At 43.1% G+C, this 24,719-nt stretch carries 22 protein-coding genes; 7 read left to right on the top strand and 15 right to left on the bottom strand.

Annotation, left to right across the window (positions count from 1 at the left end; genetic code table 11):
- Positions 1–4: 4 nt before the first annotated feature.
- From flgM to ACE1SE_RS08065, 6 genes are all read left to right on the top strand, one after another.
- Entirely contained in the window at positions 5–304 is a 300-nt protein-coding gene (flgM, locus tag ACE1SE_RS08090; protein WP_074024373.1) for a flagellar biosynthesis anti-sigma factor FlgM, read from the top strand.
- Positions 305–328: 24 nt separating this feature from the next.
- Positions 329–769: a flagellar protein FlgN gene (locus ACE1SE_RS08085; protein ID WP_374053375.1), complete on the top strand. Its 441-nt coding sequence runs from the start codon at positions 329–331 to the stop codon at positions 767–769.
- A gap of 659 nt (positions 770–1,428) precedes the next feature.
- The gene (locus tag ACE1SE_RS08080; protein WP_374053374.1) at positions 1,429–1,980 is read left to right on the top strand and encodes a fimbrial protein; all 552 of its coding nucleotides are present in this window, start codon (positions 1,429–1,431) and stop codon (positions 1,978–1,980) included.
- 94 nt (positions 1,981–2,074) lie between these two features.
- Positions 2,075–2,782: a fimbrial biogenesis chaperone gene (locus tag ACE1SE_RS08075; RefSeq protein ID WP_374053373.1), complete on the top strand. Its 708-nt coding sequence runs from the start codon at positions 2,075–2,077 to the stop codon at positions 2,780–2,782.
- A gap of 73 nt (positions 2,783–2,855) precedes the next feature.
- Entirely contained in the window at positions 2,856–5,339 is a 2,484-nt protein-coding gene (locus ACE1SE_RS08070) for a fimbria/pilus outer membrane usher protein (protein WP_374053372.1), read from the top strand.
- Positions 5,340–5,351: 12 nt separating this feature from the next.
- Positions 5,352–6,293, top strand: a complete 942-nt coding sequence (locus tag ACE1SE_RS08065; RefSeq protein ID WP_374053371.1) for a fimbrial protein — start codon at positions 5,352–5,354, stop codon at positions 6,291–6,293.
- A gap of 84 nt (positions 6,294–6,377) precedes the next feature.
- Here the strand turns inward: ACE1SE_RS08065 and flhA are convergent, their stop codons facing one another.
- The 3 genes from flhA to ACE1SE_RS08050 form a co-directional block, all read right to left on the bottom strand.
- A complete protein-coding gene (gene flhA / locus ACE1SE_RS08060; RefSeq protein WP_374053370.1) occupies positions 6,378–8,465 on the bottom strand; it encodes a flagellar biosynthesis protein FlhA in 2,088 nt (695 codons plus the stop codon).
- On the bottom strand, positions 8,458–9,609 hold the full coding sequence (gene flhB / locus ACE1SE_RS08055; RefSeq protein WP_374053369.1) for a flagellar biosynthesis protein FlhB: 1,152 nt from the start codon (positions 9,607–9,609) through the stop codon (positions 8,458–8,460). Before flhB ends, flhA begins: the two co-directional genes overlap by 8 nt.
- Positions 9,610–9,804: 195 nt before the next feature.
- A complete protein-coding gene (locus ACE1SE_RS08050; RefSeq protein ID WP_374053368.1) occupies positions 9,805–11,181 on the bottom strand; it encodes an alanine/glycine:cation symporter family protein in 1,377 nt (458 codons plus the stop codon).
- 317 nt (positions 11,182–11,498) lie between these two features.
- On the opposite strand from ACE1SE_RS08050, the gene ACE1SE_RS08045 reads away from it, so the two are divergent.
- Positions 11,499–12,062 carry a recombinase family protein gene (locus ACE1SE_RS08045; protein WP_374053367.1) on the top strand — a complete coding sequence of 188 codons (564 nt, stop codon included), beginning with the start codon at positions 11,499–11,501 and terminating at the stop codon, positions 12,060–12,062.
- On the opposite strand, the gene ACE1SE_RS08040 is transcribed toward ACE1SE_RS08045, so the two are convergent.
- The 12 genes from ACE1SE_RS08040 to flhC form a co-directional block, all read right to left on the bottom strand.
- The gene (locus ACE1SE_RS08040; RefSeq protein ID WP_374053366.1) at positions 12,059–12,484 is read right to left on the bottom strand and encodes an alpha/beta fold hydrolase; all 426 of its coding nucleotides are present in this window, start codon (positions 12,482–12,484) and stop codon (positions 12,059–12,061) included. The genes ACE1SE_RS08045 and ACE1SE_RS08040 overlap by 4 nt on opposite strands.
- A 229-nt stretch (positions 12,485–12,713) precedes the next feature.
- Positions 12,714–13,370: a protein phosphatase CheZ gene (cheZ, locus tag ACE1SE_RS08035; protein ID WP_374053365.1), complete on the bottom strand. Its 657-nt coding sequence runs from the start codon at positions 13,368–13,370 to the stop codon at positions 12,714–12,716.
- Between the two features lie 9 nt (positions 13,371–13,379).
- A complete protein-coding gene (gene cheY, locus ACE1SE_RS08030; RefSeq protein ID WP_074019627.1) occupies positions 13,380–13,769 on the bottom strand; it encodes a chemotaxis response regulator CheY in 390 nt (129 codons plus the stop codon).
- A gap of 80 nt (positions 13,770–13,849) precedes the next feature.
- Complete coding sequence (locus ACE1SE_RS08025) at positions 13,850–14,902, bottom strand: protein-glutamate methylesterase/protein-glutamine glutaminase (RefSeq protein WP_374053364.1); 1,053 nt, start codon at positions 14,900–14,902, stop codon at positions 13,850–13,852.
- Positions 14,895–15,782 (bottom strand): protein-glutamate O-methyltransferase CheR, encoded by an 888-nt coding sequence (cheR, locus tag ACE1SE_RS08020; RefSeq protein WP_374053363.1) that lies wholly within the window; start codon positions 15,780–15,782, stop codon positions 14,895–14,897. The genes ACE1SE_RS08025 and cheR overlap by 8 nt, the downstream gene beginning before the upstream one ends.
- A gap of 6 nt (positions 15,783–15,788) precedes the next feature.
- Positions 15,789–17,420: a methyl-accepting chemotaxis protein gene (locus ACE1SE_RS08015; RefSeq protein ID WP_374053362.1), complete on the bottom strand. Its 1,632-nt coding sequence runs from the start codon at positions 17,418–17,420 to the stop codon at positions 15,789–15,791.
- A 56-nt stretch (positions 17,421–17,476) separates the two neighbouring features.
- On the bottom strand, positions 17,477–19,180 hold the full coding sequence (locus tag ACE1SE_RS08010; RefSeq protein WP_374053361.1) for a methyl-accepting chemotaxis protein: 1,704 nt from the start codon (positions 19,178–19,180) through the stop codon (positions 17,477–17,479).
- Positions 19,181–19,357: 177 nt separating this feature from the next.
- The gene (cheW, locus tag ACE1SE_RS08005) at positions 19,358–19,855 is read right to left on the bottom strand and encodes a chemotaxis protein CheW (protein ID WP_374053360.1); all 498 of its coding nucleotides are present in this window, start codon (positions 19,853–19,855) and stop codon (positions 19,358–19,360) included.
- A 4-nt stretch (positions 19,856–19,859) separates the two neighbouring features.
- Positions 19,860–22,037 carry a chemotaxis protein CheA gene (cheA, locus tag ACE1SE_RS08000; protein ID WP_374053623.1) on the bottom strand — a complete coding sequence of 726 codons (2,178 nt, stop codon included), beginning with the start codon at positions 22,035–22,037 and terminating at the stop codon, positions 19,860–19,862.
- 66 nt (positions 22,038–22,103) lie between these two features.
- Positions 22,104–23,117 carry a flagellar motor protein MotB gene (motB, locus tag ACE1SE_RS07995; RefSeq protein ID WP_374053359.1) on the bottom strand — a complete coding sequence of 338 codons (1,014 nt, stop codon included), beginning with the start codon at positions 23,115–23,117 and terminating at the stop codon, positions 22,104–22,106.
- 2 nt (positions 23,118–23,119) lie between these two features.
- The gene (gene motA, locus ACE1SE_RS07990; protein WP_374053358.1) at positions 23,120–24,001 is read right to left on the bottom strand and encodes a flagellar motor stator protein MotA; all 882 of its coding nucleotides are present in this window, start codon (positions 23,999–24,001) and stop codon (positions 23,120–23,122) included.
- Positions 24,002–24,137: 136 nt separating this feature from the next.
- Positions 24,138–24,719 carry a flagellar transcriptional regulator FlhC gene (flhC, locus tag ACE1SE_RS07985; RefSeq protein ID WP_193848381.1) on the bottom strand — a complete coding sequence of 194 codons (582 nt, stop codon included), beginning with the start codon at positions 24,717–24,719 and terminating at the stop codon, positions 24,138–24,140.

Here is a 24,719-nt window from a genome sequence, read left to right as displayed (position 1 = left end):
AATTATGAGTATTGAACGCACTCAACCTCTACTGGCTATGGCTGCTTTACAGCAACGCAATGCCAATGAAGGTGCTCAGAGCACTCGCAGAATTGTGGCTGTTGCAGAAAAAAGCGCAGATACACAAGTTAAGCTGAGCGAAGCGCAGAAAAAGCTCGTTCAGCCAAGCAGTCAGGATATTAATATCCAGAAAGTACAACAATTGAAAGAAGCCATTGCAAAGGGAACCCTCACGATGGACAGCGGTAAAATTGCTGATGCTCTATTTAGGGAGGCCCTTGAAAACATGGAATATGATAAATAAACACCAAAATCTAAAGAGCCATAAATGGAAGAACTTCAACTCTTGCTTGAACAGCAAAGCGCGCACTTAAATTCGCTTTCGCAAACGATGGCTGAAGAACAGCGCATATTGAGCGAAGGCTTTATTGAAGTGAATCATTTACATCGCGTGACGGAACAAAAGACATTTTTGCTTTCAGCACTCGATCATGCTGAGCGAAAACGCCAGCAGTTAAATGACACGCTAAAAATAAATGTTCCTTATGCTAACCATAAAAAGCTAGCAGTATTATGGAGTCAAATTAGTCAATCTATTGAACGTATCCGTGACTTAAATTCACATAACGGATTTTTACTGGAACAACATATTGAGTTAAACAGCCAGGCAATCGCTTTTCTGAAAACTCACCACAGCCCTTCTCTTTATGGTGCAGACGGCCAGGCCCGTCATCATTCAGCGCTATCAGGTCACAAGATCAGCGTTTGATCATTCTGTTACTGCCTGAGCAGTAAGCTCTACAGACCTCTTGGTTTATTGGCAATGATAAGGGGTCTGTTTCTGTGTATCTGCATTTCCCCCACCCTGATAAAAAAGAAAATGATTCTCATTAATATTAACTTTAAAGGAATATTGATTGACCCCTCAGCTATAGTTTCGATATATTCAATTTTTAGTTATAACTCCAAGGCGTTAATTTGATATTTACTATGTTCTTTTAAAGAGAGAGCATCATGACCGTTACGATAGAAGTTATTTGTCGATATTATGGTCAAGCCAAACTGGTACGTAAGCATGGAAGTTGGTAATATCATGACGAAAAGCTGACGACGATGCCACGCTCATTTGTTGGCAACAAAAACAACACCACTGTCTTCATTATCCTTTTGATATAAAAAGAAAAAAATCATCGTTTATGTAGAAATGCTTCTCTCAAATTCTTCACTTCTCCTTGATTGATAAATCCTATCAATACATTGTTAATTGATCGTGAATACCGATAGTTTTGTTGATCTTTTTTGATTCATAAGGTAAATTTTTCTTCTGTGCACAGAAGACTGTGCCCAAAATCTTTTTGTTATAACCCTTTATTATATTGCGTTATACATAATAAGTAGTTTTATATTATGATTGTTATGGATATGTAAATGAAAAATAGTTTAGTTTCATCTTTTATTGCTGCAATATTGGTTTCAGTAAGTAGTATTTCTTATGCGGACTTTCCGGTAACAACCGGGTCAGTAAAATTCCACGGGGATATTGTAGAATCAACGTGTAATAGTGATGCTTCTGGCAATACTGTGAACATGGGGACATATCACACGAGCGATATAGGAAACAAAGGAACTGAAATTTCTGGGAGTAAAAAGTCTTTTAGTATTAAATTAACCGGGTGCCCTGTTACTACTACACCGCTTACCATGGAAGTCACACTTTCTGGGAGTTCACTGGATTCCGTTGATAACAGGCTATTAGCATTAGATGGATCTTCTGGAACAAACGCAGCCGGAATTGGCATCGGTATTTATAACAACACAGGTACGCAGATAGATCTTTCTTCCTCTTCTAAGCTGCCAGGAATTAAAATCAACACGGCTGATATGGAAATACCTTTACAAGTGGCTTATGTATCTAATGGACAAAGCGTTAAAGCCGGAAAAGCCGATGCCACACTTAATTTTAATATAAATTACAAATAAAAATTAATTATTTATAAAAATTTATTCCTTAGCCGCAGAGGTTTTTTTATGGCTGCGGCCAGGAACTATTAATATCATAAGTAGTCATGTAATAATGAAAGATAAAATAAAAAAAATATTTACATCGTATATGTTAACAAAAACAATAACGCTTATATTCTTATTATTTTTTATATTTCCGTCCTGGGCGGGTGTTACTATTGGCGGAACCCGCGTTATTTATAAAGGAAATAAAAAAGAAACTTCAATTTCAGTGAAAAACGCTGACGAAAGCCGGCCTTATTTAATTCAGTCTTTTATCAGTACTGATTCAAAGGGAGAAAAAGCCCCTTTCATTGTGACGCCACCGCTATTTCGTTTGGATGCTGGCAAAGAAAGTATTCTTCGTATTGTCCGTATCGGCGGTAATCTACCTGAGGATAGGGAATCGGTTTTTTACCTTAATGTGAAATCTATCCCTGCCATACAAGAAAACGAACAGAATACTTTATTGATTGCGGTGAAAACCCGAATCAAATTGTTTTATCGGCCTGAAGGCATTGAAGGTGATTCTGAAGAAGCTTATAAAACGCTGACATTTTGTCGCATTGGTCACCAACTTGAGGTCAGGAATCCCAGTAATTATTACGTAACCATCGGACAGCTCAAAGTGGCCGGTAAACCCCTAACAGGTACTGATATGATCGCTCCACAAGGTGTGGCACATTTCGTTCTGCCATCTGAATCATCAGGCTTAGTTAGCTGGAATAGCATTAATAGTCATGGTGGCATAAGCAAAGAAGTCATTAAAAACCTGCCTTAAAAAGAAGATAAAAGTTAAATATTGGGGACGAAAAATCATATTTATTAAATATAGAACGAGTGGCGGCTCAATTATGCCAACATGTTTGCTTTCAATTTTTATTTTATGTTTATCCGTATTGTTATCATTACCCGTCACGGCACAGGATTATTTTCGATTGTCAGCATTGGAATTAGATGATACTCAATCAGTGATTGATTTAAGCGCATTTTCATTCCCCGGTGGCCAATTACCGGGTCAGTATCAGGTGGACATATTTCTTAACGGCAAAGAGAAAGAAACGAAACAGGTTAATTTTATTAAACTGGAAAACGGAAAACTGTCTCCACAACTAACAGTCGATAATTTAAAACAGTTTGGCGTGAAGGTGTCAGATTTTCCTGCGCTGATGGAACTCTCTCCTGAACAATTTATTGATGATATTAGCGAGTATATTCTACAGGCGTCAACTTCATTTGATTTCTATGGGCAACGTCTGGATATCAGTATTCCACAAGCAGTACTGGATAATCAAGCCAGAGACACGGTGGCATCACATTTATGGCAACATGGAGAGTCAGCCTTTTTAATGAGTTATAATTTTAGTGGTTCGGAGAATTATAATAAAAACACAAAAAACCAAAGTTATTTTTTAAATTTACAAAGTGGAATAAATATCGGAGCCTGGCGTATAAGGAATCAATCTGTTTATGACTATAATGCTGGAAAAAATAAAGATGAGAGTCGTTTTTCATCCATTAACAGCTACATCCAACGAGGCATTCTGGAACTAAAAAGCCAACTAATTCTTGGCGAAACCTTTACTAGCGGAGATATATTTGAAAGCGTGCCATTTATCGGTGCGTCTATGACATCCGATAGTTTAATGTTACCCAGCAGCCAGCGTGGATTTGCGCCAATTATCCGTGGTATTGCTCAAACTAATGCGCGCGTAACGATTCGCCAAAATAATTACGTCATCTACGAAAGCTATGTTCCGCCGGGACCTTTCGTTATTACGGATCTTTATTCAACCTCCGGCTCCGGTGATTTGGATATCACAATCACCGAAAAGGACGGACAGCAGCGTAAATTTGTGCAACCTTTTTCATCCGTGCCAATGATGCAGCGAGAAGGACAATTAAAATATCAGGTTACTCTGGGGCGTTACCGTTATGTCAATGCCAATGCTGATAAACCTTATTTTAGCGAAGCGACGTTTATCTATGGACTTTCCAATCGGTTAAGTTTGCTATCAGGTATTCAGGTAGCAGAAAACTACCGGGCATTTAACGCTGGCCTGGGGATTGGTTTAGGTAATTTTGGGGCAATTTCTCTGGATATAACACAAGCAGATGCCCGATTGCAGGAGAATGAACATAAACAAGGGCAATCGTACCGAATCCAATATACGAAAAGTATCGAAACAACGGGAACATCCCTGACATTGGCCGGGTATCGCTATTCCACACCAGAATACTATTCATTTGCAGAAGCAAATGAATATTCAGTAAGAAAAGAAGTCAGCCGTGCACAGAATAAGCGTAGCCAATTGCAGTTAACCCTAAACCAAGGGATGGGGAATTTTGGCAATATTTATGTGTCTGCCTATCAGCAAGATTACTGGGGAAAACAAGGCACCAACCAATCATTATCTGCAGGTTATAACATTAACCTTGCTGGAATCAGTTATGGGTTGAATCTTTCCTACGATGCCAATCATGAATCCATTAAGAGTAAGGATATACAAGCATCGTTTAACGTTTCTATTCCACTGGATCAGTGGCTGCCTAATGGATGGGTAACTTACAGCATGAATAGAAATGGCCACAGTCGAGGAAGCCAACAACTGACGATTAGCGGCAGCGCATTGGACGATCATGCCTTGTCATATAGTATCCACGGAGAGCACAGCAATAATATGGAAGGAGCGAGCGGTGGTGCTTCGCTGGAATATAGCCATTCTTTTGGCCGTGTGAATCTGGGCTACAGCTACAGTGATAATAGCCAATCGTTTAACTACGGGCTGTCTGGCGGTATTGTCGCCCATCAAGATGGCATCACTTTTTCCCAATCATTGGGTGAGACCGTAGCACTGGTCAAAGCGGCTGGTGCAGCAGAAACAAAAATTTTAAATCACAGTGGAATTAAAACGGATTCACGTGGCTATGCCGTAATCCCGTCGATCGAACCTTATACCTACAACCGAATTGCCCTGGATACTGAAATGCTGGCTGATGGCGTCGATCTTGACAATTCAGTGCAACACATTGTACCGACTCGCGGTGCCATGGTTGCTGCCGATTTTCACGTCCGTCAAGGACACCGTATATTGGTGACATTACGTTACAATGGTAAACCTGTACCTTTCGGTGCCAGTGCAGCGTTAACAAACAGTGACAGTAGCGGGATTGTGGGTGATGACGGTGAGCTGTATTTGAATGCTGTCCCTGAGCAGGCAGAAATCAAAGTACAATGGGGAAAAAATAAAGGCCAACAATGTCGTGCAAAAACAGATTTATCAATGCTGCCCGAAAAGTCAGGCGTATTACGCCTGACTGCTGATTGCCGCAACTAAAAGGAATTTATCATGTTTAATTTTGAACGTAATAATCACTTTCAGATTAAAGCTAATAACTTTTTATTGATATCATTAATTGTTATTGTCGTGGGAAGTTATTCAACTCAGGTTATAGCAGCAGTATGTAATGCTAATAGAATGCAGGAAATCGTCAAGTTTGATGATATTTATGTTGACTATAAAAATTTGCCAGACATAAAACGCGCCTCCGATAACGAGATGAGGGTAAGTTGCAATATATCCGGTCAGCATATATATGTAAAATCCATGACTGGAGTAAATGTAGGCTCCCTCAAAAATAATTTTTATGAAACCAGTCTTCCTGGTGTCAAATTTAAATGGGAACTCAAACCTAATGGTGTGGTGAGTCAGGTTATGAATGTGGGCAGTTCAAGAGGGATCGGCACCGGAAACAGAACATTGAGCAGTAAATTTTATATAGAGATCAATAGTGATGTTCAATCAGGAACAGTCAATGAAATAATAATAACGATGGCTGATACTAAAAATAAGAATACGGTTTTCACTTATAAAATCCCTTCTTTTAACATCACGGCAAGATCTTGTGAAATAACCACACCGATTGTTAATGTTCCGATGGGGGCCGTATCAAAAAATCACTTTAAAAACATAGGTGATACCGCCGGAGGGCGTTCTTTCGAGATTAATGTGCAATGCAAAGGATCACCGAACGCGAATATTACCTGGGAGCCGGGAAAGATTAATACAAATGGAGTGATAAATGCTGATTCAACCTCATCAGCAACAGGGATCGGCATTCAGATGTTAGATGACAAAGACAATCCTGTGAAGTTTGGTGAACAGCAAGCTCTTGGCGTAATAAATTCTTTGAAGACATTGTCATATAAGGCAAAGTATTATCAAACCAGTAATATCGTCATTGCCGGTAGCGTTAATGCCACAGCCACTTTCACTGTCGATTATAAGTAATAAGCCTGTATTAATTCAGATTAATCCATAATAAGGTGATCATCTAAACGATCACCTTATATTTATTCTTTTTTCTTATCAGGGCTACCTCGCCCCACCAATCGTTGCCGTCATTCTGATTTGACGATTGTCGGTGATTTCAAGGTTGGACAGTACAACCAATCTAGGCAGTACACGACGCAAGAAGCGAGATAACAGCGGACGAAGTGCATGGTTGACCAATAACACAGGTGGCGCTCCCAACATTTCCTGACGTTCCAAAGCCTCAGCCGCCTGACGTTCCAAACTTTCTGCCAGGCCTGGCTCCAATCCTCCTCCATTTTGCAGTGCCTGCAGCAGCAATCTTTCCAAACCCGCATCCAAACCAATGACTTTGATTTCATCCACACGTGGGAACCATTGCTGGGCAATCGCCCTGCCAAGCGCGATTCGAATCATGGCAGTCAATTCATAAGGATCTTTCTGTACCGGAGCATGTTCTGCCAGTGTTTCAACAATAGTACGCATATCGCGGATCGGCACTTGTTCCGCCAGCAAGTTTTGCAAAACTTTATGCAAAGTTGTCAGGCTCACGACATCAGGAATGAAATCTTCTGTCAGTTTCGGCATTTCCTGACTGACACGCTCAAACAATTGCTGCGCTTCCTGTCTTCCAAATAGCTCACTGGAATGCTGGGAGAGCAAATGGTTTAAGTGAGTTGCAACAACCGTGCTTGCCGCCACGACTGTATAGCCTTGCACTTGCGCCTGTTCCCTTAGACTGTCATCAATCCAGACAGCAGCCAGGCCAAAGGCGGGATCTGTCGTCAAGTCACCTTGCAATTCGCCCACAGCACCGCCCGGATTAATCGCCAACCATCGTCCCGGATGGGCTTCACCACGTCCAATTTCTACGCCTTTCATCATGATACGGTAGCTGGCTGGCGCCAATTCAAGGTTGTCACGAATATGCACAACGGGTGGCAAATATCCCACTTCTTGCGCGAATTTTTTGCGAATACCGCTAATACGACCAAGCAGTTCACCGTTCTGGCGAAAGTCCACCATTGGGATCAAACGATAACCCACTTCCATTCCCAGTGGATCTTCCAGTTGCACATCAGACCATGAGGCTTCTGCGGTTTGTTGCTGCTCTTCCACCGCTTTCATCTCTTCGTGTTGTGTCACAAGCGGATTTTTGTCCTTACGCAACAGGAAATAGCCTACACCCGCCAAGGCCGCCGTAAATAACAAAAAGACGAAATTAGGCATTCCCGGCACCAACCCAAGCAGGCCGAGTACACCTGCACTCAACATCATGACCTTAGGATTGTTGAAAAGCTGGGTCACCATTTGCTGACCAACATCTTCATCTGTCGCTACGCGCGTTACGATAACACCTGCCGCTGTAGAAATAATTAATGCAGGTAACTGGGCAACCAATCCATCACCGATGGTCAGCAAGGTATAGGATTCTGCGGCATCCCCCAAAGACAAATCGTGTTGGGCAACACCAACGATTAAGCCACCAACGATGTTAATCACCAATATCATCAATCCGGCAATCGCATCGCCACGTACGAATTTGCTCGCACCGTCCATTGAACCGTAAAAATCCGCTTCCTGTGTCACTTCGGCACGACGCTTTTTAGCTTCATCTTCGCCGATCAATCCAGCGTTCAAATCAGCATCAATCGCCATCTGTTTACCTGGCATTCCATCCAATACAAAGCGCGCACCGACTTCTGCAATACGCCCTGCACCTTTGGTAATGACCATAAAATTAATCAGGATCAAGATAACGAAGACCACGATACCAATGGCAAAATTACCACCAACCAGGAAATGACCAAAAGCTTCCACGACTTGTCCTGCCGCAGCAGATCCCATATGTCCTTCCATCAGGATAATTCGTGTGGAAGCAACGTTAAGTGACAGGCGCAGTAAAGTTGAAAACAGCAAAATGGTCGGGAATGCGGCAAAATCCAGCGTCCGGCGGGTAAACATTGCCACCAGCAGAACCATGATGGAAAGCGCGATGTTAAAAGTGAATAGTAGATCAAGCAGGAATGGTGGCAACGGCAGTACCATCATCGACAAGATCATGAGGATCAAAACAGGTCCTGCAAGCATTTGCCACTGGGAGCCTTTTATATTCCCCGATAAACGTAATAATGAGGCCAGATTAGCCATGACGATTATTTTCTCCAGCAAAATCCAGTGCTGGCGGCACTGGCAGATTTTCAGGTTTTTTCGGTTTCAGGCCACCTTCCTGTTTCCAACGTTTCAATTGGTAAACCCAGGCAAGCACTTCTGCGACGGCAGCATAGAGCGCCGCAGGAACAAAACCGCCAACCTCAGCATGGCGAAACAACGCTCGTGCCAAGGGTGGAGCTTCCAGTAATGGGATGCGATTTTCCGCACCAATTTCTTTAATGCGCAAGGCAATGAGTCCTGTCCCTTTTGCCAATACTTTGGGGGCGCTCATTTTTTTGCTGTCATACTGCAAGGCAACGGCGTAGTGAGTTGGGTTAGTGACAATAACATCCGCTTTCGGTACATCTGCCATCATGCGCTTACGCGCAGCCGCTCGCTGCTGTTGACGAATTCTCGCCTTTACATGTGGGTCCCCTTCTTGCTCCTTAAATTCATCCTTGATCTCCTGACGGGTCATTCTCAATTTTTTCAAGTGACTACGGATCTGATAAAGCACATCAAACGCCACCATGGGTATCAACATAAATAAGACGATATAACTGGCAAAAATCAGCATCATCATGGCATCGCTCAAGGCTATCAGCGGATGCTGAGCAGCCAGATTGAGCATAGCAGGCCAATTAAGCCAGATAAACAGGGCTGCACCACCTCCCACCAATGATGCCTTTAAGATGGCTTTGAATAATTCCGCCAGTGCATTCATGGAAAAGATTTTTTTCAAACCCGAGATGGGGTTCAGCTTAGCCAAGTCAAATTTGATCGATTTTGAGCTGAATAACAGCCCGCCCATCAACGCTGGCGCACTGAGGGCAATCAATACCAATCCGATAAAAACCGGCAGCAATGCCCAAACCGCCTGTTTCAGTAACCGACCGACTTGTTGCACCATCTGTTTGTCATTACTGACCATGTTATGGTCAAAATTGAATCCTTCAAACACCATCAGGGAAAGTTCATGGGTAATCGATTGTCCGCTCATCCAGAGCAAACTTACTCCTCCCGCTAACATCAGGATTGAAGTAAGTTCCTTAGAACGCGCAATTTGCCCCTCTTTGCGAGCTTTTTCCCGTTTATGGGGCGTGGGGTCTTCGGTTTTTTCGAGATCGCTATCTTCAGCCACAGCTTTCCTTGGTGAGCGTTCGTGATTACATGCAGAAAATTTGCCTTTAGGAGAAGGCAAATAAAATTGTGTTAAGCATGACAAAAGCCCAGAAATTCAATGGCGGGAACACTGCAAAATTTGCGGGGGTATTTGGGGCATTATGACAACGGTCTTGAATTGAGATGGCTGGTAGCCGCCATCTCAAATCGTTTTTCAATCCGTTTTAACTGATGCCTTAATATCAATACTATCGGCATTAACATCACGAATATGATCTTTCGTCAGGCGATAGACAACCGGACTGAGAAAGGCAATTGCTATCAGGTTGGGGATCGCCATCATGGCATTAAGGGTATCTGCCAGCAACCAGACAAATGTTAACGACTGAGTAGCACCAATCGGCAACGCGATAATCCAGGCGATACGGAAAGGCACTATGGCTTTAGGCCCCAATAAATATTGGACACATTTCTCACCGTAAAAACTCCATCCCAAGATGGTTGTAAAGGCGAAAATAGCCAGGGCAACAGCAACGACATAGTTGCCTCCTGGGATCACGGCTGAGAAAGAAGCCGCGGTCAATGTTGCGCCTGTTTGACCAGTCAGCCAGCCACCAGTAATAATAATGGTCAAACCCGTCACGGAACAGACGATTATCGTATCAATAAAAGTTCCCAGCATAGCAATCAAACCCTGACGAATAGGGTTTTGGGTTTTTGCCGCTGCATGGGCAATAGGTGCACTTCCCATCCCCGCTTCGTTAGAGAATACACCGCGGGCAATACCAAAACGGATCGCCGCCCAAACGGCTGCACCAGCAAATCCCCCCTGCGCCGCAACGGGCGTGAAAGCTGATTTTATGATTAAAGCAAGTGCATCGGGGATAGCGGTAAAATTAAGTGCCAAAACGATAACTCCCGCTCCAAAGTAACCGACTGTCATAATAGGCACTAATTTACCTGCAACATCAGAAATGCGTTTGATACCGCCAATTAACACGGCACCAACCAGAACAACCAAGATGCCAGCTGTGATGGTTTTTTCAATACCGAAGTTACTTTGCAATACGTCAGCGACAGAGTTGGCTTGTACTGTATTGCCGATACCAAAACCCGCAATACTGCCAAAGAAAGCAAAGAGTGTTCCCAGCCAAACCCATTTTTTACCCAAACCATTTTTGATGTAATACATCGGACCGCCAACGTAATTACCGCTTTTATCGGTTTCACGGAAACGTACCGCCAATACCGCTTCTGAATATTTCGTCGCCATACCCACCAATGCGGTCATCCACATCCAGAACATAGCTCCCGGTCCGCCCATTACAATGGCTGTCGCCACTCCCGCGATATTTCCAGTTCCGATTGTTGCTGACAATGCTGTCATTAGTGCGTTAAAAGGTGAAATCTGACCTTCACCTCGTTGTTCATTTTTTTGAAAGAGTAATTTGAACCCCGTGCCTAATTTACGGATCGGTAAGAAGGACAAGCGGATTTGCATGAAAATACCAATCCCCAAAAGCCCAATTAGCATGGGAACGCCCCATACTACCCCGTTTAATGCAGCTAACCATTGTGTAATTAATTCCATATACACCCTCGGCATCCAATGTAACAAGTTGGCAACAAAATTATTTCAATTAAATAAAGAGCATTTTAGGAAAATAAGCGAGGATTAATTGAGTATCTTTGGTAAGAAAAAATTGATACTGTGAGTTAAGTCACTCGTTATGGTTACTCTTTATTAATCTTATTGATAATAACTCTTCTTACATCACTGATTCTGATATCATCCCCTCCATGTCTAAACTTTTATCTTGACTTTAAATAAATTAAAGGTTTTTTATATCGAAGAAATGAGTATTATTTGCTTTTCACATAGTTTCTAGAATGACTAAAGGATTATCAGTGGCAAGAGTTGGTTACATCAGAGTGTCAACAAATGACCAAAATAGTGATTTACAAAGAAATGCGTTAATCAGTATTCACTGTGAGCTGATTTTTGAAGACAAGATCAGCGGGAAGACGGCTAATCGTCCGGGGTTAAAACGTGCCTTAAAGCATCTTAAATCTGGCGATACACTGGTGGTTTGGAAATTGGATCGGCTGGGGCGCAGTGTGAAGAATCTGGTCACACTGATTTCAGAACTGCATGAACGCGGAGTTCATTTTCAAAGTTTGACTGACAGTATTGATACCAGTACGGCAATGGGAAGATTTTTCTTCCATGTAATGAGTGCACTGGCAGAAATGGAACGTGAACTAATTGTAGAAAGAACCAATGCCGGCTTAGCCGCAGCACGGGAACAGGGACGCATTGGTGGACGACCAGTGGTGTTTACCGAGGAGAATCGACAACAGGCCGCTAGATTACTGAATAAAGGGCATAGCCGGAAGCAGTTGTCGATTATTTACAATGTATCGTTGTCAACAATTTATAAGTATTTACCCGTGGGGAAAATGGTTAATTAGTTTATAAAATCTTTTATCAAACTAACCCACTCTGTTGGCTTTTCAATTTGTACCGCGTGACCACTATTAATCTCTTTGTAGGTACTGTTGCCAATGTTCTTATAAACTTCACGCACCAAATAAGGCGGGATCAACGTATCACTGTTTAATCCAATAACCAGCGTGCTTTTATCTATTTGAGTAAGATAATCGTTTATATCTATGGATAATCCCAAAGCAATACGTTTTTCTATCTCTTTTTCTGCCGGTTGAGAGCAGATCCGTTGTATGGTTTCATGTCCCAACGATGAGATAAACTCAGGACTTAGAGCATGTGATAAAGCGAAAGCCATTGCTGATGATTTATCATTCAATTCCAAATGTAACCAAGTATTGAATATCAATTGGTGGCGAGCTACTGTTACCGCTGCTATTTGTGCCATGCAAGAAGACAATTGGTTTTTTGTTACTTTGCTTATTTTCTGGAAATACCTTGCGGTAAGAAACCAATGAATCTTTTAACTTAATGACCTTATCAATCGATTTCACAATGTTTTCCTCTGCATGACCTGAATTAATGCCGTCGGAGCAGGCGCTTGAGCCAGCTATCCTGCTCACCCAAACGCCCTGAAAATATAAAAACTCTGTTCGTTAAAGCTATTACTCTCGTTATCAAAAACCTAAACTATCCAACAAATCATCAACCTGTTCTTGGTTGGTAATAACGCCAGCACCATTCTGGTTAACTTGAGGGCCGTTAAGAAGACTGTCATTCTCTTTTTTCGCTTTAGCCATCTGGTCAGAAGGCATATTTTCCATTAATACCATGACCAATTGCTTTTCCAACTCCTGAATGACTTCCATCATCCGTTTAATTACCTGCCCAGTAAGATCCTGAAAATCTTGCGCCATCATAATCTCAAGCAATTGGGTGTTGGTAAATGAAGTATGATCAGGTACGAGATTCAGATAGTTTCTCGTATCCGTTACCAGTAAGCGAGCATCAGTCAGATCTAAATTCTTCGGATTCGCAAACCATTCATCCCAACGTTGGGTTAAAGCTTTTGCTGATGCTTCCAATTCGTTCTGACGGGGCTGTGCGACTTCAACGCAGTTCAACACCCTTTCAGCCGCTTGTGCTGTCATTTGAACAACGTAATTCAATCGCTCTCTTGCATCTGGGATCGCTTCAGCCGCCTGAGCGATGGTTTGATCCAATCCCAGTTCACGTAAACTATCGCGCAGCATTCTGGTTAACTGCCCAATACGGCTGATTATCTCACTGGTTGAGATCGCCTCATTTCTCGGCATGACTGGATTTTCACTCATTTTGTCTCCTTAGAGCCCCAATTTCTCAAATATTTTATTGAGCTTCTCTTCCAAAATAGCCGCAGTAAACGGTTTCACAACATAACCGCTGGCTCCGGCTTGTGCTGCTGCAATAATATTCTCTTTTTTTGCCTCCGCCGTTACCATCAGGACAGGTAAAGCTGCCAATTTTTCTTCACTGCGAATCGTTTTCAACAATTCAAGGCCATCAATATTTGGCATGTTCCAGTCAGAAATAACAAAATCAAATTCGGCAGTGCGGAGTTTAGTCAACGCTTCTGCCCCATCCTGTGCTTCATCTACATTGTTGAATCCCAACTCTTTCAGCAGATTACGCACAATGCGACGCATAGTTGAAAAATCATCGACGACCAAAAATCTCAGATCCTTACTTGCCATAAAAACTCCTTGGAATTTCACTTATCCAGCAGCACAACGCTGCAAAAATTAACATCAAATACAACTACCAAATACAACGACTAAATACGAACCGATTGCCCCGCACTGATTTTGGTCAGCATAGTTTTACTAATTTTTTGAAGATCCATGACTTCATCCACCGCCCCTAACTGGATCGCGGCTCGTGGCATGCCAAATACGACACAACTTTTTTCGCTTTGGGCCAATGTGTAGGCTCCTGCCTGCTTCATTTCCAACATACCCGCAGCACCATCATTACCCATACCAGTTAAAATAACGCCTACTGCATTACGCCCGGCGTATTTGGCAACGGAACGAAAGAGAACATCAACAGAAGGACGATGGCGATTAACTGGCTGGGAATGGGTTATCATAATTTGATAATTAGCGCCGCTGCGGCAAAGTTCCATATGACGGTCGCCTGGTGCAATGTAGGCATGTCCTGGCAGGACACGCTCCCCATCCTCAGCTTCTTTTACCGTGATCTGACTCAGTTTATTAAGCCTTTGTGCAAAAGAACGGGTGAAACCCGCAGGCATATGTTGAGTAATTAATAAAGCCGGACTGGTGATCGGCAGAGGTTGCAACAAGTTTTTGATTGCTTCGGTTCCTCCTGTCGATGCCCCTACTGCGATTAGTTTTTCACTGGATAATAGTGGCTTAAAATTCAAAGGTGCTGTACTTACAGATATCGGTTCCACAGGACTGATTTTAGCCTGAGCTGCGGCACGGATTTTTTCGGCAATCAGTTCACTATAAGCTAACATACCTTCACGAATACCCAATTGAGGCTTAGTCACAAAGTCCACCGCCCCCAGCTCCAGTGCCTTCAATGTAATTTCCGAACCTTTTGCTGTCAGAGAAGAAACCATCACGACAGGCATAGGACGTAATCGCATCAATTTTTCCAGAAAATCAATGCCATCCATGCGCGGCATTTCAACATCCAATGTTAATACCTGCGGATTATGTTTTTTGATTAAGTCGCGGGCAACAAATGGATCCGGCGCACAATCCACAACTTCCATGTCAGGGTGACTATTGATAATTTCCCGCATGATTTGACGCATTAACGCCGAATCATCCACACAAAGAACAGTTATTTTATTCATGACCCCTCCTTGCCCGACCTACACCGTAAACGGTCTGTCCTTGCAAGTAGAACTCTCGGCTGATTTGAGTGACGTTTTCGGAATGCCCTGCAAAGAGCAAACCATCCGGTTTTAAGAAATTGACAAAACGACGTAAGATCCTTTCCTGTGTTTTTTTATCAAAATAAATCATGACATTACGGCAGAATATTGCATCAAACTTACCTTCAAGTGCCCAATCAGAATCGAGCAGGTTCAAATGCTGGAACTTCACCAGTTCAGCAAGTAAAGGACGAACCCGTGCGTATCCTTCAAAGCGACCAACCCCTTTGAAAAAATATTTTTTCTTTTGGCTTTCACTCAGATACTGTAATTCTTCCAGCCGATAAACACCCCGACTGGCTTTTTCCAGCACACTGGTATCAATATCACTGCCAATGATTTTTATCCGATTTGACCGATGCCCCAGTGCATCACACAAGGTCATTGCAATAGAATACGGCTCCTCCCCCGTTGAAGCGGCAGCACTCCAAACGCGGTATGTCCCGCCATTTTTCCTGCTGGCATGTGCCGCCAAAATAGGAAAATGATGGGATTCCCTGAAAAATGCGGTGAGATTAGTGGTCAATGCATTAATGAAAGATTCCCATTCTTTACTGTGACTGTCTTGTTCCAAAATCGACAGATATTGACCGAAATCATTAAGTCCCAATAGACGAAGCCGCCTGACTAAACGGTTGTATACCATCTCACGCTTATTTTTTGCCAGTACTATGCCAGCCCGTTGATAGATAAACTGGCAGATGCGCTCAAATTGCGCATCCGATAAAGCATGTCGTTGAAGCATAAAGTTCAGCGACACAGTAGCATCAGTGTCTGAAGCTATTGAATTGGCTTTCATCTGACCTCAGCGTAGTTGATTTACAACATGCTCATCAGTCATGTTTGATGTAGCGGTCGCTTGATGATCGTACTCATTTTCCAAACTGTCAGGCAGTTCAAATTGAGCAACAGTTTTTACCAACATGTCCGCTTTGTCTTCAAGGGCGGCGGCAGCGGCGGCAGATTGTTCCACCAACGCAGCATTTTGCTGTGTGACTTGATCCATCTGGCTGACGGCTTGAGCAACCTGATGAATGCCACGGCTCTGCTCATCAGAAGCAGCCGCAATTTCAGCCATTAAATCAGTCACTTGGTTCACCGACCTAACTAACTCATCCATCGTTTGCCCCGCATTATTCACCAATTCTGAACCCTGGTTAACACGATGGACAGATTCATCGATTAAGGTTTTGATTTCTTTCGCAGCTTCGGCACTACGTTGTGCCAAGTCACGTACTTCACCGGCTACAACAGAGAATCCACGTCCCTGTTCGCCGGCACGTGCCGCTTCAACGGCAGCATTCAATGCCAGAATATTGGTCTGGAAAGCAATACCATCAATAACACTGATAATGGCGCTGATTTTCTTCGAACTTTTGGCAATTTCATCCATAGTTGCCACAACACTTGTGGTCAGCTCACCACCTTTTGAAGCAGTCTGGGAAGCAGATACCGCCAGTTCGCTGGCTTGACGCGCATTTTCTGCGTTCTGTTTAACGGTAACAGTCAACTCTTCCATACTGGCAGCCGTTTCTTCCAGTGATGCGGCCTGTTGCTCTGTACGTGAAGATAAGTCCGTATTACCCTGAGTGATCTCTTGAATGCCAGAATACATCTGGTTGGTATTCTCACGCACGGCAGCAATGGATTTGACTAATGATGCCTGCATGTCACGCAGCTTGCGGAAAATATCACCAATTTCATCATCGGTGAACACAGCAATTTCCTTATCCAAACGCCCTTCCGCTACATCCTGGAAGCAAGTTCTCATATTCGAAAACGGTCTGAGCAGGTTACGTTTCATCCACCAATTAGCCGCTGCTGAAACAACAAATACCATCAAGATGGCGCCAAAAAACATGGCAATGGAGACTTTGTAGTAAAATTTTCCTTCAGAAACTGCTGAGTTAATGTTAGTGCCGAGAAACTGCATATAGTTGTTAAATGCAATTTCCATCTTACGCTGGTAATCTTCTGTAGGTTGATCAAGGAAAGCCTGAAAATTACCTTCATAAAGATAAGTTTTTAGCTCTTTTAATGCGTTGATATATTCTTGATAAGAATGTTCAACCGCCGTTAATAAAGCTGCACCATGATCAGTTTGTTCCATCCGAGGTAGTGAACTGAATTTGGCAAAATTCCGGTCTGCGTCATTCATTGAGCCTTTGAGTAACGCTTCCATTGCCTCTATCTGCGTTTGTGACTGCCCCACTCTCTGGGCTATTGCGATTTTGTTCAAAGTATTACGCGTTTGCAACAATGCCGACCAACTCAATCCAAGGGTATCTCTCCGTTGAGTTCCCAGATCAATTCTTTCGATATATGTCTGGTCTGTATGAATTATTCCCAGAGACAAACCACTCGAAATAATTTGCATAACACAAAACATCATCAGTAACAGATACAAACTGGTTGATATGCGAAGCTTGCCTAACATGTAATCACCTCGTTTAACGGCTGCATTATGCAGCCGTGGTTATCGCTATTATTTTTTTAGAATGTTTCCCAATTAGATGGGTCTTCCACATTGCTGTCTTTCTTCAGCACGGGAGGATTTGTCTTATTAGCTGGAGGAGTCGACGATTTTATCGCCGATAAAACTTCATGTTTTCTTTTCTCAGGCTGCTTCCTTTCTGCCTGCTCCGGTAACTGAAACATCGCAACCGCTTTGGTCAGTATCTTGGCTTGCTCTTCCAATGCTGCCGCCGCCGCCGCAGACTGCTCAACCAATGACGCATTTTGCTGTGTGACTCTATCCATTTCGGAAATAGCGACACCAACTTGCGTGATCCCTCTGCTTTGTTCATCAGAAGCCGATGCAATTTCCCCCATAATGTCAGTTACGCGGGTAACAGAATCGACAATTTTGTTCATGGTTTCGCCAGCGCTTTCTACTTGCATGGAACCGGTATCTGTACGATTTACCGAATCTTCGATTAACGCTTTGATCTCTTTAGCCGCTTCTGCACTGCGCTGGGCCAGATTGCGCACTTCACCAGCAACCACGGCAAAACCACGGCCATGTTCACCGGCACGGGCAGCTTCCACGGCAGCGTTAAGAGCGAGGATATTGGTCTGGAAAGCAATGGCATCAATGACGCCAGTGATATCAGAGATCTTACGAGAACTGTCCGCAATTTCATGCATGGTCTGAACAACATTAGCCACTACTTTACCGCCCTGACGGGCGATCTCAGAGGCGTTGTCAGCCAAATTACTGGCTTGACGGGCATTATCAGCATTCTGTTTTACTGTCGCAGTCAACTGTTCCATACTGGCAGCCGTTTCTTCCAACGAAGCCACTTGCTGTTCAGTACGGGAAGAGAGATCGTTGTTACCCGCAGCAATTTCGCTGGTGCCGGTATAGATGGTTTCGGTACTTTGATGAACACTTCTGACCGTATTAATCAGTTCTTCCTGCATGTGTCTCAAGCCAACGGCTAACATGCCCATTTCATTATTGCCAGTTACCGTGATCGGCTGAGTCAAATCCCCTCTTGAGAAGGCCTTAATATTGTCCAACAGTTTGTGCAACGGATTGATCAACGCTTTGCGTAAGCCAATCCAGCTTATCACCATGATTACAAACAACAGGAGCATCACAAGGATCAACGAAACAGTGACATTGCTGTAAGCTTTGTCAGCTTCCTGTGATACCTGATCATAAAATTTTGAGCTCTCGGATAGATAAAAGTTAAATTCCACATTAAACGCGTTCTGATAATCTGTCGTTTTCTGGAGGAAAAACTCTTCAAACCTGTCATGCGCCAGCATGTTAACTAACTCTTTAAGCGCATTAAGGTAATCATTATGGGTCTGTTTCAAACGTTGCAGGTGTTCTGAATCATAGAAAGACAGTTTTTCAGTCTGTTCATATTTTTCAAAGAGCCGTTCGGCACGCGCAATATTAGCTTTGGCTTCTGCCAGAGCGTCATCAATTTTATAACTACCTTCAACACCGCGATTTTTCATCACATACATGATGCCAACACGGTTTATGTTATTACGGGCTTGCAGCAGGTTAACCCAGCTCTCATCCAGATAGATTTGCTGCTCTCGCATTTTATCTATTAATTCAAAGGCTTGTATATCATTCTTCAACCCTTTGAAGAACAATCCCCCGGAGATAAGTTGCAAAGCACCAAACAATATGATGACTGAGATTAATCCCGTCACTATTTTCATTCGGTTAAACATAACTTCCCTTTTTTACTAAATTTCTATACCGATTTTTAGAATTACAGATAGTTATCGGCACACTTAAAGGGAACTTTACGTATAATTCTAAAAATTGATTTTTTGCGGCATTTTTTTGATCTAAAACAAAAGGGCTACTGTTTTTTATTGCAGTAGCCCCAAAATATCAATCTTTAATCAACCGTTGGCAACTGAATCAACTAATGCCATTTCTTCACTGTTGAGAAGCTTTTCAATATCAACCAGAATCAGCATTCGCTCATCAATAGAACCCAGTCCCGTTAAATATTCTGTTGATAAAGTCACCGCGAATTCTGGTGCAGGACAAATCTGATCTTCTTTCAGCGACAGCACGTCAGACACACCATCAACCACAATTCCAACAACACGGTTAAGCAAATTCAGGACAATCACAACAGTGTTGTCGTTATAAGTGACATCTTCCTGTGAGAATTTGATCCTCAAATCGATAATAGGAACGATCACCCCACGCAGGTTAGTGATCCCCTTTATAAAAGCGGGTGTGTTTGCAATACGGGTAACTTGGTCATAGCCGCGAATTTCCTGCACCTTTAATATCTCAATTCCATACTCTTCATCACCCAAGGTGAAAACCAGATATTCCTTTCCGGTTGTTTCCCCCGATAATTTATTAAATTCTTCTATGGCCGACATAATGTTACCTTTTAGTGTGAAATGTTTTGCGCTGAGCCAATTGTTCGTGGTTAAGTTTTTGCAAAGCAGGAATATCAATGATGAGTGCAACGCTACCATCCCCCATAATGGTGGCCGCCGAAATACCCGGTACTTTGCGGTAATTGCTCTCAATATTTTTAACAACAACTTGATGTTGCCCCACCAGTTTATCCACCAGCAAGGCATAACGGCGTCCGGCACTCTGCACAATAACAGCAATGCCTTTCGTTGGATCAGTGATTCCATTAGGAATATCGAATATGCGATACAGTTCAAGCAGAGGTAAATATTCCCCACGTACCAGCAATAGTTTTTCATCACCCGCCAATGGATAAATATCTTCCTCTTGTGGTTGCAATGAACTCACTACGGCACTCAGTGGCAGGATGAAAACTTCCTCATTGACTCTGACTGACATGCCATCCAGTATCGCTAATGTGAGTGGCAGCAAAATGCGAGTGACAGTTCCCTTTCCTGCCTGGAAGTTAATCTGAATTTGCCCACCCATATCCTGAATATTGCGTTTGACCACATCCATGCCAACACCACGGCCAGAAACATCAGTTACCACTTCTGCGGTAGAGAAGCCAGGGGCAAAAATCAGCATTGCCACTTCTTCGTTGCTCATATTTTCACTGACGCTTAAGCCCTGAGATTGTGCTTTTGCTAAGATCTTTTCACGGTTCAGACCCGCACCATCATCAATAACTTCAATACAGATATTTCCACCTTGATGCTCAGCCGCCAAAGTCAAATTACCTGTCTCTGGTTTACCCGCCGCAAGGCGTTTTTCCGGACTTTCGATACCATGATCAAGACTGTTACGTACCAGATGGGTTAACGGATCGATAATCCGTTCAATTAAACTCTTATCCAGTTCTGTCGAACTACCAATTAGTGTCAATTCCACTTTTTTATTGAGTTTTCCAGCCAAATCCCGCACCAAACGCGGGTAACGGCTAAAAACGTATTCCATCGGCATCATGCGAATTGACATGACAGATTCTTGCAAGTCACGGGAATTTCGCTGCAATTGGGCCATACAGCTCAGCAATTCACTGTGTTTGGTCGGTTCCAGACCGTTACAATGTTGGGCCAGCATAGATTGGGTAATGACCAATTCACCCACTAAATTGATAAGCTGATCAACTTTTTCTACGGCAACACGAATACTGGATGATTCCGCACGTTGACGTGGCGATCCCGCTGCTGGACGTGGCGCCGGACGTCCAACTTCACGCACATCTGTTTTTTTCGCAGCATCAGTCGGCTGTGGATTATTTGTAATTGTCGTATTTGTTGCTGTGGTAGTATCTTTTACTATATTGCTGTCTGTTGTACTATTTTCTGCCGTAGTTTTTACCGTATCCGTTTTTGCTATGGCATCTACAGCATCACCTTTTACTACTGCTGCACCTTGTTCTGTTTCAATGTCCGCGCCTTCTGACTGAGACTCATTTGTTGGTAAAAAAGTGATTTGCTCTGGTTCAATGACAAAACACAATACAGCCGTAATATCATCTTCTGTCGCAGATGTGATCAATGAGGCTTCAAAGCTATTGGTAGTCTGTTCTACATCATAAATCTCACCAAGATGCCCCAATTCATCCTTCATTAAACTGACTTCGCGTTCTTTCAATCCAGATAAATGAACACGGATCTGTCCATGATTGGATTTATCTGCTGAAGTATGTCTCTCCTCTGGTTGATTTTCTTCGGACTGAACCGATGCTACTGCCTGTTTTTCCTCAACTTCATTTACAGCATCTTCCGTGACAAGTTCAGCCTGAATCTCAGGTGTTGCTGCAAAAAATTCTTTTTCCTGCTGTCCTTGTTGTAGTTCTAATGCAAGCTGACGCAGTGTCTCGCAGATATAATTGAATGTGTCTTCATCCGGCTCCTGAGAACTTTTATAGGCATCCAATTGTTGCTGCATAATATCTTTCGCTTCTAAAAACAGGTTGATAATGTCAATGGTCAAACGTATTTCATCACGTCTGGCGCTATCGAGCAGATTTTCCAAAACATGTGTGGTCTGTTGCAGCTTGGCAAAACCAAAAGTCGCAGCGCCCCCCTTAATGGAGTGGGCGCTGCGAAATATTGCGTTTAACTGCTCATGATCAGGTTCATCGGCATCAAGCAACAATAAATGTTGCTCCATATCAGCTAATAATTCATCTGCTTCATCAAAAAAAGTTTGATAAAACGCGGTAATATCCATCGTTACTTACTCTGTCATCTTATTATCACTCAACGGTTCAGCCGATGGCTGTTCCGATTTTGTTATTTCATGTTTTATGATCACATGGGATTGTTCGGTAGATTGCTGAGCAGCCGCTCCCTCATTTGAATCCATTCTGATGACTTCTTGCATATCCATACTGTTGTTAGCGGTTATGGCGTTACCGCCACTGTTTTCTTGCTCAATCCTTTTTTCTGCATCTTTATTTAGTACAATAATGCTGATACGACGGTTAACCGGTGCATTAGGATCAATATCTTTCTGCATACTAACAGTCGATGCCATACCCACTACTCGCAGCACTTTGGCACCATCCAGACCACCTATCAACAATTCACGCCTTGATGCATTGGCACGATCGGAAGAAAGCTCCCAGTTACTGTAACCCCGCTGACCGTTAGCATACTGTAAATTATCGGTATGACCAGAAAGACTGATTTTGTTTGGAATATCATTCAAGATCGGCGCAATTGCCCGCAAGATATCGCTCATGTAACTTTCGACTTTCGAACTGCCAATCATGAACATCGGGCGATTTTCTCGATCAATAATCTGAATACGTAAACCTTCATCCATCATGTCAATCAATAGATGAGGACGCAGCTCTTTAAGGCGAGGATCGGTAATAATCAATTGGTCAAGTTGCTGGCGTAACCGATTTAAGCGACGAGTTTCTTCTTTAGCTTCAACGAGATTAGATTGACGAAAAACTTCCCCATCCTGTTGGAAAATATCATCCCCTCCTCCAGGGATCGGGTTGGTGCTATCGCTGCTTTTCTGTCCCTGATTAATCGCTACCTTTAAAGGAGTACGGAAATACTCAGCAATGCTAGTTAATTCCTGCGGACTGGCTATCGATATCAACCACATAACCAGAAAGAATGCCATCATTGCAGTCATAAAATCAGCATAAGCAATCTTCCATGATCCGCCGACATGACTCGAATCATGTTTTTTACGCTTCTTTATTCTGACGACAGAAACATTATTCGCTCTCATAATTATTCTTCAGCTTCTTGTTGTACAGGGGATTTAACCCGACGAACATGTTCTTCCAGTTCTGTGAATGAAGGGCGATCTGTGAGGAATAACGTTTTACGACCGAATTCAACTGCAATTTGTGGCGCATAACCATGCAAACTGGAAAGCAGTGTCACTTTGATGCATTGCATCATTTTAACCTGCTCACTGCTGCGTTGACGAAGGAGTGTTGCCAGAGGGGAAACAAAACCATAAGACAATAAGATCCCAAGGAATGTTCCTACCATCGCATGTGCGATCAATACACCTAATTCTCCTGCCGGACGATCCGCAGATCCCAATGCATGAACAACGCCCATAACAGCCGCAACAATCCCGAATGCTGGCAGTGAATCCCCAACCATCGCCAAACTCGTCGCTGGTACTTCACTTTCTTGTTCGTAAGTCTCAATTTCTTCATCCATCAAGGCTTCAATTTCATGAGGATTCATGTTACCGCTGATGATCAGGCGCATATAATCAGTAATAAAATTCATCAAATACTGATCTTTTAACAAACGAGGATACTGGGTGAAAATGTCGCTTTGGTGTGGATTTTCAATATCCCGCTCCAAAGCCAGCAGCCCGTGCTGGCGAGATTTGGACAACAGACGAAACTGCAACGCCATAAGATCCATATACATCGCTTTGTTGTATTTTGATCTGCGCAATATTTTCGGTAAAACACGCAGTGTTGCCTTTATCGCCTTGCCATTATTGCCCACGATAAAAGCGCCAATTCCCGCCCCTGCAATAATCAAAAATTCCGCTGGCTGGTAAAGTGCGCCCATGTGACCACCGACAAGCAGGTAGCCACCAATTACCGCACCAAAAACCACGATATATCCTAAAAGTACTAACACGCGATATCCTTTAGCTAAGTTGGTGAGCAGATGGGATCTGAACAGAGAGAATCGATAAATGGAGAAGAGTGTGACGACAGGTTACAGAGTTTATAATCAAAAACCTGTAACCTGAATTTTACTTTCCCATTTAAATTCACACAGCTTGCTGAGCAAATCCATCCAGCAGTTGTGAATTAGTATCGGCAGGTTGAGAGGAAAGTTTACGTTTTTTTACTGCCCGTGAAGGGGGCTGGCAAAGACTACAAACAAAGCTATTTACCGGCTGGTGAGCATGTGTGATAAAAGTTCCACCACAGCAGCGACATTGTGTTGGCTGTAACATCCCACTGTCAACAAAACGAACCAATGTCCAAGCTCTGGTTAATGCCAGAACAGGCCCTTCTTCACTCGCCGGTGGACATTGCTCAAGATATAAACGATAAGCTTTGACAACAGCTTCCACGCCTTCACAATGTCCACTTTTCAACAGAAAACGGTAAGCATTGTAGAACATTGACGAATGAATATTTTGTTCCCAGGTCATAAACCAATCCGTCGAAAAGGGGAGCATCCCTTTAGGCGGTGGGCTTCCCCGCAACTCTTTATACAACCGGATCAACCGGCCTCTGCTTAGTTGTGTTTCACTTTCAAGCATCTGCAATCGTGCGCCTAAAGTGATGAGTTCCATTGCCAGCTGAATATCTTTCGCTTCCTGAACAATACTTTTTTCAACCAT

The sequence above is a fragment of the Xenorhabdus taiwanensis genome (assembly GCF_036512875.1).
Taxonomy (GTDB): domain Bacteria; phylum Pseudomonadota; class Gammaproteobacteria; order Enterobacterales; family Enterobacteriaceae; genus Xenorhabdus; species Xenorhabdus taiwanensis.
The sequence above is the reverse complement of the archived record's forward strand: the minus strand, read 5'-3'. Positions and strand labels throughout refer to the sequence as shown.